Source organism: Dactylosporangium sp. NBC_01737, assembly GCF_035963215.1.
Classification (GTDB): Bacteria; Actinomycetota; Actinomycetes; order Mycobacteriales; family Micromonosporaceae; genus Dactylosporangium.
This window is the reverse complement of the sequence record NZ_CP109153.1, coordinates 3,588,238-3,601,102: the sequence shown is the minus strand read 5'-3', so window position 1 is coordinate 3,601,102 and position 12,865 is coordinate 3,588,238. Positions and strand designations below refer to the sequence as shown.

Sequence of the window (12,865 nt, the reverse complement as noted above, 5' to 3'; positions counted from 1 at the left end):
GCTCATCGGATCTCCGCTCGTTTCCGCAGCTGCCGGACCTGGTACGCGACGACCGGCACGACGAGCAGGAACAGCACGACGGCGAGAGCGGCGCCGCGGCCCTCACCGCTGGGATCGTCACTCAGCCGGAAGGCCTGGTTGTACATCTCGAAGGCGAGCACGCTGCTCTTGAAGTTGCCGTTGGTCGACGTCCGGACGATGTCGAAGACCTTCAGCGTCGCGATGGTGATGGTGATGGTGACCACCACGACCGCGGGCCGGATGCTCGGCATCGTCACCCGCCAGAACATCTGCCACGGGTTGGCGCCGTCGAGCCGGGCCGCCTCGACGATCTCGGCGGGGATCGCCTTGATCGCGGCGGACAGGATGACCATCGCGAAGCCGGCCTGGATCCAGATCATCATGACGATCATGAAGAAGGTGTTGCTCGGCGACTCGGTGAGGAACTGCCGGGGTTCCATGCCCAGCCACACGAGGATCTGGTTGAGCAGACCGATCTGCTCGACGTCCGCCTCGCGGAAGGCGTAGATGAACTTCCAGATGATGGTCGCGCCGACGAGCGAGATCGCCATCGGCATGAAGATGAGCGACTTGGCGATGCCCTCGCCGCGGGCCTTGTCGACCAGCACCGCGTAGGTCAGGCCGAACGCCGTGGCCAGCAGCGGCACGCACACCACCCAGAACAGGGTGTTGCGCAGCATCGTCAGCGTGTCCGGGTTGGTCACGATCCACGTGTAGTTGTCGATCCCGACGAACTTGCCGCGGGTGTTGTTGTAGAACGACAGCGTGATCGTGCGGATCAGCGGATAGACCAGGCCGATGCAGAGCAGGATGAGCGCCGGTCCGAGAAAGCCGAACATGTGCAGGCGTTCCCTGCCCTTACCCCATCTGGGCAGGACGTCGAGCACGAACAACAGCCCGCCGACCACCGCGATGAAGCCGCCCATGAAGAGCAGTGCCGGCCAGATCTTCGCGACGTCTTCGGAGAAGTCATATTCCATGGGGGTGTCCTCCGACTGGCCGGCTCCGGCGCCGTGGTGCCGACGTGCACACCACCGCGCCGGAGCCGGACCTCAGCTCACTTATTTGGGCCAGGTGCTTTCGATGTAGTCCAGCGTCGCCTTGGTGTCCTTGGTGCCGTTGATCCAGTCGGTCATACCGGTCCAGAAGGACTTCGAGCCGACCGCGGCGGGCATCAGGTCCGAGCCGTCGAACCGGGCCACGGTGGCCGGGTCCTGCAGGATCTTCACCGAGAGCTTGTCGATGGTGCCGGTGACCAGGCTGGTGTCCAGGTTCTTGTTGGCCGAGATCCAGTCACCGAGCTTGGCCTTGCTGTTGGCCCACTCGACGGAGGCGAGGTAGGTCTGCACCTTGACGACCTCGTCGCGGTCGGAGAACGCGGAGACGAACTCGCCCGCGACCAGGACCGGCTTGCCCTTGGCGGGGTCGACGGCCGGGAAGTAGAACGCGAAGACGTCGCCGTCCTCGGCCACGTTCGTGCCCTTCGCCCACTGGTTGGAGTAGAAGTTCGCCTGGCGGTGCAGGCCGCACTTCTTGTCCTTGACCGGCAGGCCACCCTCCTGGAAGGAGGTGGTCACGATGGTCTTCGGGTTACCGACGTACTTGGGGTTCTTGAGGATCGAGGCGGTCCGCTCGGCGGCCGACACGATGCGGGGGTCGTTGAACGGGATCGTGTGGTTGACCCACTGGTCGTACACGTCCGGGCCCTGGTCACGAAGGACGATGTCCTCGATCCAGTCGGTGGCCGGCCAGCCCGTCGCGTCACCGGACTCGATGCCGGCGCACCACGCCTTGATGCCGGTCGCCGCGATGTCGTCGGAGAGCTTGATCATCTCGTCCCACGTGGTGGGGACCTTGTAGCCCTTCTCCTTGAACAGCTGCGGCGAGTACCACACCAGCGACTTGACGTTGGCGCCCATCGGAACGCCGTAGATCTTGCCGTTGACGGTGGCGTACTTGGCCCAGTCCTTCGACCAGTTCTTGTCGAGGTTGGCCTTCACCGGCGCGGGCAGCTCCTTGAGCTGGCCCTTCGTCGCAAACGAGGCGAGCAGGCCCGGCTGCGGGAAGACCGCGATGTCCGGCGGCTGACCTCCGTCGGCGCGCACCTTGACCTGGGTCTCGAACTCGCCGGACCCCTCGTACTCGATCTTGATGTTGGTGCAGTCCTCGAACTGCTTCCACGACGAGGTCAGCTTGTCGGCCTCGGCGTCGCGGATCGTCGCGTAGATCGAGACGGTCTTCTTCTTGTCGACCTTGTATTGCGCGTAGGGCGCGCACTCGGGTTTGTCGGCGTTGGTTGAGCCGGTGTCACTGCCACTGTCACCGCAAGCGGCGGCGGCAAGTGCCAGCGCGGCCACACCGGCGAGCGCGAACGCCCGACGCCGCCTCGAGAGGACAGCCATGGTTAGCCTCCTTTGGCTAGACCCGGTCCGGGCGAACAGCTCCGCCCACGTACCGGTGTGCTGTGTCCCTCGGATGTAAGCGTTTGCAAGGTCGGTTTGTCGAGCCCTTCGGCAGGATTGATCGATAACGAGTTAGCAACACGGTGGACATATTGCTGTTGCGCAGAGTGTTGCTAGCCTCCCCGTGTGGCCGACGTTCCCGTGCCCGTGAGCATGGAGGACGTGGCCCGGTTGGCCGGGGTCTCCTCCGCCACCGTGTCACGCACCCTCCGAGGGCTGCCCAACGTCTCCGACGAGACGCGCGACCGCGTGCTGCAGGCCGCGGCGTCGCTTTCGTACGTCGTGTCGCCGATCGCCTCCCGCCTCGCCAGCGGCCGCACCCACACCGTCGGGGTGATCGTCCCGTACGCCGCACGCTGGTTCTTCGGCCAGATCGTCGCCGGCGCCGAGTCCGTCCTGCGTGAACACGACCTCGACCTGCTGCTCTACAACCTCGGCGACGTCGCCGCCCGTCAGCGCTTCTTCGGCCAGCTCCCCCTGCGCCGCCGCGTCGACGCGGTCCTCGTCGTCGCCATGCAGTTCAGCGACCCCGAGATCGCCGACCTGCGCAGCCTCGGCGTGCCGATCGTCGCCATCGGCCACGACGTCCCCGGCGCCGGCTGCGTCCGCATCGACGACATGGCCGCTGCCACATCCGCCATCCAGCACCTTCTCGGCCTCGGCCACCGGCGGATCGGGATGATCTCCACGTACGCCGACCAGACGATGTTCCTGCCCGTCGCCCACGCCCGCCGCCGTGCCTACCTCGACACGCTGCGCTCTGCCGGCCTGCCCATCTGCGACGAGCTGGTCATGTCCGTCCCCCACGGCCTCGACGGCGGCGAACAGGCCATGCGCCGCCTCCTCGCCCTGCCCGACCCACCCACCGCCGTCTTCGCCGAATCCGACGAACTGGCCTTCGGCGCCCTCTCCGCCCTGCGCCGCACCGGCCGGCACGTCTCGGTCATCGGCTTCGACGACCACGAGCTCAGCGCCCTGCTCGACCTCACCACCGTCCGCCAGCGCGTCTTCGAACAGGGCGTCCTCGCCGCCGGCATGCTCCGCCGCGCCATGACGGTCAGTGACTGGACCCCCGAAGAGCTCCTCATGCCCACCACCCTCGTCCTGCGCGCCTCAACCTGGCCCGTCGCGGTTAGGACCGCCGGCACCGGGTAGCTCGCCGCCCGTTGGATTCTCTTCGGTAGCACTTCAGGGGGTTAGTGCCATGACCGAGATGCCGGTGACCTGGGAACAGCCGGACGACGAGCTCGAGGACCTGATCGGCCCCGACACGGACCTGATGGACCAGGAGCCGGAGCAGCCCACACCAACGGACTTCTTCTGGGAGGACGACGAGGAGTAACGCACCGCACAGGCCGGACGGGGGTATCTCGTTTTTGGGGCCCGACAAGGGCGTGCTAGAGTTTCCTCCGTTCAGCCAGGCGCCGCTAGCTCAACTGGCAGAGCAGCAGACTCTTAATCTGCGGGTTGTAGGTTCAAGTCCTACGCGGCGTACGCGAGAAAGGCCCAGGTCACGGCATCTCTGCCGGACCTGGGCCTTTCGTGTTCAGGCTGTACAGCCAACATGTACAGCCGAGCAACTCCGTCCACCGCGACTCATACCCTGACCACAGACATCCGCAGTGCTGGTCGGCGGTATCGTCGATGCCGGTGTTGAACCGGTGGACTGCCTGCCAGGCCAAGTCTCGTCCACCTCGACGAGAGGGGCGATCACCGAGCAGAACCCGTCTTCGGTCCTAGTCGACGGGAACGATGTGCTGGTCGATGCGCTGTGAGCCGGACGGATCGGGCCGCAGCGAAGGAGCTTGCAGCAATCCTGGCGCCCGTGCGGGTCGGCGACATGATCATCGCGAGGCGGCTGCCTCCATGATCACCCAACCCCCGAACGACCCGGCTACCCGCCAAAACTCGCTAAGTGCGGCTGCCCTACTAGTGTCCTGAGTCGCTAATTCGCCTACACTTTGCGTATGCCAGGGAAGGCGCAGGGGTCGTTGGTGTTGTCCGACGATGAGCGTGAGACGTTGTTGCGATGGACGCGGCGGGCGAAGTCATCGCAGGCGTTGGCGATGCGGTCGCGGATCGTGTTGGCGTGTGCGGACGGCATGCCGAACACCGCTGTTGCTGCGCGGCTTGGGGTGTCTCGGGACATGGTCGGGAAGTGGCGGTCCCGGTTCATCGCCAGGCGTTTGGAGGGTTTGTCGGACGAGCCGCGGCCGGGAGCGCCGCGCAAGCTGACTGATGATGCGGTCGAGGCGGTGGTGGTGGCGACGTTGGAGCAGGCGCCGCCGCGGGGTGACAGTCACTGGTCGACCCGATCGATGGCCAGGGCGGTCGGCTTGAATCAGACCGCGGTGTCGCGGATCTGGCGTGCGTTCGGGCTCAAGCCGCACCTGGTCGACGATTGGAAGCTGTCGACGGACCCGCAGTTCATCGAGAAGGTCCGCGACATTGTCGGGTTGTACCTCGACCCGCCGGTCGGGGCGATGGTCCTGGCGGTGGACGAGAAAAGCCAGATGCAGGCGTTGGACCGCACGGCGCCGGTGCTGCCGATGATGCCGGCCGCGCCCGCCCGGCAGACCCACGACTACGTCCGGCACGGCACCACGAGCCTGTTCGCAGCTCTGGACCTGGCGACCGGCAAGGTGATCGGGCAGACCCAGCGACGACATCGGCATCAGGAGTTCCTGCGGTTCCTCAGGACGATCGACAACGCCACACCGTCCGATGTGGACCTTCACCTGATCCTGGACAACTACAGCACGCACAAGACACCCCAGATCCAGCAGTGGCTGGTCAAGCACCCCCGCTTCCACCTGCACTTCACACCGACCTACTCGTCCTGGCTCAACCTCGTCGAACGCTGGTTCGCCGAGCTCACCAACCGCAAGCTCCGTCGCTCCACGCACCGCAGCGTCGCCGCACTCGAAGCCGACGTGACCGCCTGGATCGAAGCGTGGAACACCGACCCGAAGCCGTTCGTCTGGACCCGCACCGCCGACGAGATCCTCGAAACACTCGCCGCGTACTGCGGCCGAATTAACGACTCAGGACACTAGGCTGGACCTCCCAGTTCAGATCGGTTGACCGAGAGCGTCCCCGTGGGTTGATACTTCACACATTGCCCACTCTGACGAACAGGTCCGGCGCGTCCTTCTCGAAGTCGCCAGCAAGCTCAACCAGTAGCGGGGACGTGTGGTCGAAGTCTGGGCTGACAACGGTGTAAATGTTTTCGTCAGAGTCTGGCCAACCAAAACCTTTCGGAGCGAAAACAACAAAAGCACCCTTGCTTTTAGTCCACGACCCATCAAAGGAATTCAATTTAAGGAACTCGTCGATACAGCCGCGGCTTGCGGATATCCGCAACCACATCTTGACTCCGAACATGTCGGAGTACTTCGCGTATCGCACCGACTCCTCGGCACACACGGGCAGCTGCAGATTGGCCCAGTGCAGACTGGCCGACAACGACGACCCATCGTGTTCGGGATAGGCCCGAGGATCGGTCGGACGGACGAGCAGCGCCCCGACTGCGACAGCCAGCAGCGTTATCACTGTCACGGCAAGCACGATAACGATCTGCCGGCGTGCGCCCGTCTCGACCTTCACCCGCCGGCCCTCCGAAGCGCTCATGAGATGCTGTGGACCCCGCCCGTACCTAGCATCGCATAGTTGCGCGCCATGCCATATTCGTGCAGCTTGTAGAACTCGTGCGGGACTGTCACTCCCATCACCTCGGGCGCTCCCCCGACGTCGAAGTTCCACGCCTTGAACACAGTGACGTCGTACGAGCCGGTGACTTTCGCGGTGCCGTCCGCGTTCCGTACGACCGTGATCGAGCCGTTCACTTTCATTTGCATGTCGCCGATACCGAAGCCAAGATTTCGATCGAGCTTGCCGTGACCGTTCGTCTCCGCCTTGACCCATCCACCATTGAAGGTGTAGCTGCAGGTGTCCGCGCACTGCGCCAAGGCCATCTGCTTATAGTAGTCGATCTCCCGATTCACTCCATAAGCGAAAGACTCGTTGGACATAAAATCGTCCGGGTTAACGTAATACGGCATTCCCGTACCTAGGAGCCAATGTGTCCACAGGTCGCACGCGGTCTTGCCGATCGCGCACATGGCCGCCAACGTTGCTTGCGCTTGGGCGAGTTGCCCGTCGATGTAGTCGTAGTTCCCCAGCTGCTGGGCCCAGTTGGCCGAGTTGTAGTCTGCCTGGTTAACTTCGTCGTTGCCGGGTGTCTGCGATCCTCTCGGTGTAAGAGTATTATTCCTGCTCACGGTGCTGGAGTCCTGGTTGTTGTTGACGCCGCGAGGGTGGCACTCGTAGCCGCCTCTGCCACCTGCGCAGGTATTCGGGTCGTAATTCGGGTTATGCCAGGGTCGTGGTTCCAGACCGGTGGAGTCGCTCAAAGTGGCGGGACTATTGTTGGCGTAGGTGTAGCCGTTGATCTGCAGCGGGCTGGTGACGTCGGTGATGGGATCGTCGGAGATGAACCGGCCGGTGGCGGGTTCATATTCGCGGGCGCCGAGGTGGGTGAGTCCGGTGCTGTCTCGGGTGCCGCCGACGAACCCTTGGGTGTTGGGCCAGGTCGGGTCGGTGCCGCGGGGGTTGCCGAACGGATCGGTCTTGCGCCGGGTGACGGTCTGGCTCACCGCGTCGATGGCGAGTTGCCCGCTACCGTGATGGTCCGCGGCGAGCCATGTCAACCCGGACGGGGTGCGGCTGGCAACACCGTAGTAGCGGGTGCCGGTGACGGTGCCGCCGACCTTGCGCAGTTCGTAACCGGGCAGGTACACCGCCGCCCCGGCGGGGTCTTTCGACACCAGGCGGGTGCCGTCGGCGTCGTAGATGTAGCTGCTGACGCCGGCACTGTCGGTGACGGTGGCGAGGTGGCCTTCGCCGTCCCAGTCGAGGGACTGGTCGGGTTTGCCGGTGATGTTGCGGGTGAGGGTGTTGCCGGCGTTGTCGTAGGTGTAGCTGTCGGTGCTGGTGCTGGTGCCTGTGGTGTCGACCTTGGTGAGGGTGTGCCGTTTGCCGGTGGTGGGGTAGGTGTAGGTGCGGGTGGTGTCGGTGCCACCGCCGATGGCGTGGCGGATCTCCTGGGTGCGGTTGCCGCTGTTGTAGTTGCTGGTGCCCGTGGCGTACTGGTAGCTCGTCCAGTACGGGTCGGGTCCACCGACCACGGCCGTGGACGGGTTGGCCTGGCACGTCGCGGCCGTGGTGGTCCACGCTTCGGTGAGTTCGCGCAGCGCGTCGTAGCCGAAGCACTGGTTGGACACGACCGGCCCGCCGAGGGTTTCGGTGATGTTCTTGACGTTTCCGGAGGCGTCGTAGCCGTAGCCTTCGGTGAGCCGCTCGATCCACGTGTTGGGGTTGGCGGCGTTCTCGGTCTCGGTTTTGGCGCTGGTGAGCCGGCCGGTGGTCTCGTCGATGACGGTGGTCTGCCGGACCCGCTTGCTCCCAGAGCCGAGGATCTGCTGGTAGGGGGCACCGAAGGCGTGGTAGCTCGTCCCGGCGACGTACGTTTCCAGCCCGCTCACAGTCAGCGCTTTGCCGGTGTTGTCGTAGGTGTTGGTCAGCGTCTCCGCGGGCAGGTTGCCTGCCGCCGGGTAGGTCAGCGTGGCCGTGGACCCGTCGACGTTGTACGTCATTGACGTGGTGTAGGAGCCGTTCGGCAGCCACGGCATAGTCAGGCTGGACGGGATCAACGTGGTGGTCCCGAGTGGCCGGTAGCCGTCGTCATAGCCGGTGACGGTGCTGGTGAACGCATCGGTGCCGACGTACCTGGTGGATGAGGTCAGCTGCCCCTTGGCGACCGTGTCATACGCCCACGACGCCCGCTTGAACCCGGTCGTGCCGACCCCGTCGTACAGCCCGATCTTGCGACCCGCTTCGTCGTACTTAATGGTTGTGCTGACGGGACGCGCGCTGGTGACTGTTGTCGGCCGGCTGTTCAGGTCGTAGCTGGTGTTGGTGGTGCCCTTGTCCGGGTCGGTGGTGGAGACGACCTGGCCGAGCAGGTTGTAGGTGGTGGTCCAGGTGTTGCCGGACTGGTCCTGGACCTGCCTGAGGCGGTCCAGGAGATCGTAGGCGTACGTAGTGGCGTGGTAGCTACCGGTAGGCGTGCTGCCGAGGTACTGGCGCAATTCGGTGGTGTTGCCGCGGCCGTCAACGTAGGTGGTAGTGGGGGTGCCGCCAGCAGGTGGTGTGACGGTGGTGAAGTTGCCATCGTAGGCGGTGGTCGTCTGCCACTGCAGGATATTGACGGAGTACAATGCGTCGACGGTCTGCCGGCCGAGGCTGTCGTAGGTGTACCGGTGCTGGTTCTTGATACCAGCGTCGGTGTCCGCGAAGCCAGCGATCAGACCGGCGGGAGGACTTGAGTTCCAGAACGTGGTCGTTTTGGCGGTGAGCCCGCGTCCGTCGTACTGGGTGTCGGTGATGATCCGCCCGCCGTTGGCCTGCGGGGCGCGGCTCTGATGCTGCCGCTGCCGCAGATTCCCGTCGTACAGGTCATAGCTGACGATCGTGTTGCCGTTCGGGCCCAGCGCGACCGTGCTGATCATGTTCGCGGTCACCGGGGAAAGCGAAAAGAACTGGTAGTTGTAGTGCAGGTTCGGTGTGCCGGTGGTCAACCGGTTATCCAGCCACACGTCGGTAAGCCGGCCCAACGCGTCGTAGCGGGCGTTGATCTTCTTGTGGTTGGCATCATCGATCTGCGTCGGCAAACCATGCGACGGGTCGATGATGGTGGCGATCTGATGCCCCAACGGGTTGGTGACAAGAGTCTGGGTGACTGGGGCGTCCGCGGCAGGGGTGTACTCGGTGATGGTCTTGTGGAAGTTGTCGTTCATCGGGTCGCGAGTCCACACGACCCGGCCGTAGCTGTCGTAGCCGGTGTTGGCGGTGTTCTGCCAGCTCAGGACCGGGCTCGCCGGCACGCTGTAGTCGACGCTGCTCAGCGCATCGGTCCTGGTGACGAGGCCCTGGCCGACCGGACCGGTGCCGGTGGTGTTGCCGTCGTAGTAAGTGAACGTCCCGGCCATGATTCGGCCGGCCCCGATCAGGTTGCAGACGGTCTGCAGGGTCTGCCGCTGGTAGTTGACGTGGTAACGGCCGCTGGCGGGGTCGATGCTGCGGTCGGCGTAGGTGATCTCGGTGCAGCGGTCGTCGATCGGGTCGGCCTCGTCGCCCCAGTCGCGGATCAGGGTCGGCAGGGTGTAGCTGTCCGTCGTGGTCGTGGTCTTCGTCCACCGCCATCCCTCAACCCCCGCAGTGGTGGTATGGGTGCGGGTGCGGGTCTCGGTCTCGGCGAAGTTGTTCGCGACCAGGTTCCCCATCCCGTACGCCAGGGGACGCGTCGCGACCGTGCCGTAGCCGTAGCTGTGCAGCGTCGAGGAGTACGCCAGACCACCCGGCCGGAACGACGTGTCCTCCCGCAGCTTCCCACGCAGCATGTAGAAGTCGGTCGTGGTGCCCTGCGAGTCGGTGATGGTGGCTGTCCGGGTGCCGCCGGTGTCGCTGGCCCGGTCACCGTGCAGCCCGCGGTAGTACAGCGCCGAGGACACCGTCTGCGTGCCGCCGACCGGTCCGGTCGTGGTGGTGACATCGGTGTAGCCGCGCCAGTCCGACCACGACCGCCGCGACAGCGGCGAGGTCTCGGACGGGTCGTGCCCCCACAGCACAGGCGTCGAGGAGTGCGTGAGGCTGTAGCTGTAACTGGTCAGCACCGGCGGCGCCGTTGAATCCGCCAGGTCCGTCTGCTGCACCGCGGTCACGACATACTTGTGGAACCAGCCGAACCCGGCCGTACCGCCCTCCGGCGACCAGTACTGCGGGAAACACCGGTAGATGTTGTTGTTCGCGCTGCCCTCGGGGATGCTCGTCGGGCTGCAGTCCGTTCCCGCGTAGTACACCGTCACCAGACCACCGGTGCCGTTCTCGATACTGCTCAGCCGGAACCGGCGCAGCTTGAGCACACCAGCAGCGATGTTGTAGTCGACCCGGTTGTCCAACGCCCCACCACCGAACGCCATCGGCGGCTCCGACAACGCCGTGCCGCCCTTGAACCCGGTGTGCTGCAACCCCTCCAGCCACAACGCCGCCGGACTGGCATCACCCGGATTCAGGAAGTCATGATCGAGGGTCCACTGGTCGACGTTCTGATACGTGGCCGTGGCCGGGTCCGTCAACACCTTCGTCGTCACCGACGCCAGCGACCACTGCATGAAATACGCCGGGCTGGTCAGGTTCGGACACGACGTCGCCACACAGTACTGATCCCACGGCACGTCGATCGAACAGGTCCCGACATCGTTACACCGCGACTCGATGCCGAAGTCGACCCGCATCGGCGCCGGCTTGCCCGGCGCACCCTCCGAACCCTGCCGGGTGCCGTACTCGATCCGCACCGGGTACACGTTGACGTCGTAATCCGCGACACCGTTGTTGTTGTTGTGGCCGTACTTCGCCGTGGTCTTCTGATAGAAAATCGTCTCACTGTTACCGCGCGGGTCCACGACATAGTCCAGGTTCCACCGGTACGCCTGCGGACACGACGACGCCGCATACCCACCCTGCGCCGACGTCTTGTAACACGGCTCCCCACTGTTGTTGCCGTACACCGGCACGATCCCCGTGGAATACGTCTGCGCCGCCGTCGCACTGTAGGCCCCGCCGTGACCGAAGAAGTACTGCGTCCCGTCCGGCGACATCACCTGCCAGAACTCACCGTCGTTGTCATAGTTGACCGCACCGGTGTACTTCTTGAAACTCCAACCCGTGTGAAGCGCCGACTTGTACTCACCAGTGGCGCTGTCCCGCACCAACTGCCCCGACACGCCGTCCAGCACGATCGAGATCGGCTCGTTGTCACCGTTCGCCGACGTCCAACACAAGTCACCAGTGGCATTGCCGTCATCGGAACAACCACGGTAGGACCGCTCGATATAGCCCAGATCGAGGTCCCAGCCGTCACCGACCCACGACGCCTGCGCATTCGTGGCCACCGTCTTGCCGTCCAGACCGCCCGAGCTGTACTGCAACTGCAGATTCGGGGTGGGACCACCCAACGACGGCGGCACCTTCAACGGCACCGAGTAGGTGAAGTCACCCGACGAACCGCCCTGCGACCACGACCCCGACGGCGACAGCGAGGTCTTCGACCAGTCACCTGCCTGCGACGCCGTACCCGACGTCAACGCCAACACCGCACCAGCAGACCCCGAACTGGCAGACTTCGACCCGCCCGCCACCACAGCCGGATCACCCGGCACCGACACCGCATCGGACGACACCCGCTTCGACACCGGGTTGTTCACCGACCTCAACGGCGTCTGCACCTGACACTGCGGCAACCCAGGCGTACTCGCCGCGCACGCCGGCAACGACACCAACCGCAACCGACCCCCGTAGTCACCGCCATACCCCGTCGCGAAGGCCGCATAATCCAGGTCCAGGCCCACCGCCGCGGACCCCGCAGCGCCGTCCGCCCGGGCCACCGTCAACACCACACCCTTGACATTCAGCGCCGCGGCCGCGTCCTGGCCAAGCACCGAAACCCGCACCTGCGACACGGCCCCAGCAGCCGCCTGCGCGGACTGCTCCCCTGCTGTGCGCGGCTCTGACACCGGACCACCCGGCCGCGCCACCACCGGCAACCCGCCCGGCGCCACCACCGGCCCCTGCTGCTTTGCTTGAGCCTGAGCAGTCCCGGACACCGGAACCACCGCTGATGCAGCCACCGGCCACACCGGCGCAGGCACCTTCCCCAACGCCGCCGTGTCGGACTCCACCGCCGGCCGGGCCCGGCCCGGCACACCAGACACCGCCACCGACCGCTCTTGAGGATTCACCACCCCCGACGGATTGGCCGGCGCCGCATGCGCCGGCAACACCACCAGCACCGCGGCCAACAACGCACCCGCCGACACAGCGGTCAACCACCGCCGCACCCGGCCACGCCCCGACCCGCGCACCGAGAAAGCGTCCTGACGACCCACCATGCGTGCCTCCCCCGCAACGATCATGCAGGCAGGACGATAGTGACGACCGCCGATCCATGGAAGCGCCTGAAAGACCCACTACACGCGGTCACCGGCTCATCCGCGGCCTCTCCGTGTGAGAGCCGCGGATACCGAGCAGTTCGGTGACCGGCATCACATCCCCGAGATACGCGGTGTCACGGAACTCGACCAGCTCCCCAAACGACCTGCCGCCCCTTCACCAAAGTGGACTCGACCACGCCGTCAGCCCCGTCGCCATCGCACATGCCTCGGCCGCTACGCACGCAACGCCTGCCCGCCTGCCTGCCGCGAACGGCGCCCGCACAGCCACCCCACCCGCAGGATCGCGACCACAGCGGGCCAAATGTGATCGAC

8 protein-coding genes and 1 tRNA gene are annotated in these 12,865 nt (G+C 65.4%); 5 read left to right on the top strand and 4 right to left on the bottom strand.

Features of this window, described 5'->3' with window-relative positions:
* Positions 1 to 2: 2 nt before the first annotated feature.
* Positions 3 to 1,001, bottom strand: coding sequence for a carbohydrate ABC transporter permease (locus OHA72_RS16190; protein ID WP_327008640.1), 999 nt, complete (start codon positions 999 to 1,001; stop codon positions 3 to 5).
* An 81-nt stretch (positions 1,002 to 1,082) separates the two neighbouring features.
* Positions 1,083 to 2,423, bottom strand: coding sequence for an ABC transporter substrate-binding protein (locus OHA72_RS16185; RefSeq protein ID WP_327008639.1), 1,341 nt, complete (start codon positions 2,421 to 2,423; stop codon positions 1,083 to 1,085).
* Positions 2,424 to 2,609: 186 nt separating this feature from the next.
* Between OHA72_RS16185 and OHA72_RS16180 the strand changes: the two genes are divergently transcribed.
* From OHA72_RS16180 to OHA72_RS16160, 5 genes are all read left to right on the top strand, one after another.
* Positions 2,610 to 3,638: a LacI family DNA-binding transcriptional regulator gene (locus tag OHA72_RS16180; protein WP_327008638.1), complete on the top strand. Its 1,029-nt coding sequence runs from the start codon at positions 2,610 to 2,612 to the stop codon at positions 3,636 to 3,638.
* Between the two features lie 49 nt (positions 3,639 to 3,687).
* Complete coding sequence (locus OHA72_RS16175) at positions 3,688 to 3,825, top strand: hypothetical protein (protein ID WP_203853294.1); 138 nt, start codon at positions 3,688 to 3,690, stop codon at positions 3,823 to 3,825.
* Positions 3,826 to 3,904: 79 nt separating this feature from the next.
* A tRNA-Lys gene (locus OHA72_RS16170) sits at positions 3,905 to 3,977 on the top strand.
* A 128-nt stretch (positions 3,978 to 4,105) separates the two neighbouring features.
* A complete protein-coding gene (locus OHA72_RS16165; RefSeq protein WP_327008637.1) occupies positions 4,106 to 4,258 on the top strand; it encodes a hypothetical protein in 153 nt (50 codons plus the stop codon).
* Between the two features lie 192 nt (positions 4,259 to 4,450).
* The gene (locus OHA72_RS16160; protein ID WP_327006042.1) at positions 4,451 to 5,539 is read left to right on the top strand and encodes an IS630 family transposase; all 1,089 of its coding nucleotides are present in this window, start codon (positions 4,451 to 4,453) and stop codon (positions 5,537 to 5,539) included.
* A 55-nt stretch (positions 5,540 to 5,594) separates the two neighbouring features.
* On the opposite strand, the gene OHA72_RS16155 is transcribed toward OHA72_RS16160, so the two are convergent.
* Positions 5,595 to 6,089: a hypothetical protein gene (locus OHA72_RS16155; protein ID WP_327008636.1), complete on the bottom strand. Its 495-nt coding sequence runs from the start codon at positions 6,087 to 6,089 to the stop codon at positions 5,595 to 5,597.
* Positions 6,090 to 6,109: 20 nt separating this feature from the next.
* Entirely contained in the window at positions 6,110 to 12,514 is a 6,405-nt protein-coding gene (locus OHA72_RS16150; RefSeq protein WP_327008635.1) for an RHS repeat-associated core domain-containing protein, read from the bottom strand.
* Positions 12,515 to 12,865: the final 351 nt, after the last annotated feature.

What these genes read in the sequence shown, in the direction of transcription:
- OHA72_RS16190 (WP_327008640.1), bottom strand. Translation starts at nt 1,001, where the DNA reads ATGGAATATGACTTCTCCGAAGACGTCGCGAAGATCTGGCCGGCACTG.
- OHA72_RS16185 (WP_327008639.1), bottom strand. Translation starts at nt 2,423, where the DNA reads ATGGCTGTCCTCTCGAGGCGGCGTCGGGCGTTCGCGCTCGCCGGTGTG.
- OHA72_RS16175 (WP_203853294.1), top strand. Translation starts at nt 3,688, where the DNA reads ATGACCGAGATGCCGGTGACCTGGGAACAGCCGGACGACGAGCTCGAG.
- OHA72_RS16160 (WP_327006042.1), top strand. Translation starts at nt 4,451, where the DNA reads ATGCCAGGGAAGGCGCAGGGGTCGTTGGTGTTGTCCGACGATGAGCGT.
- OHA72_RS16150 (WP_327008635.1), bottom strand. Translation starts at nt 12,514, where the DNA reads ATGATCGTTGCGGGGGAGGCACGCATGGTGGGTCGTCAGGACGCTTTC.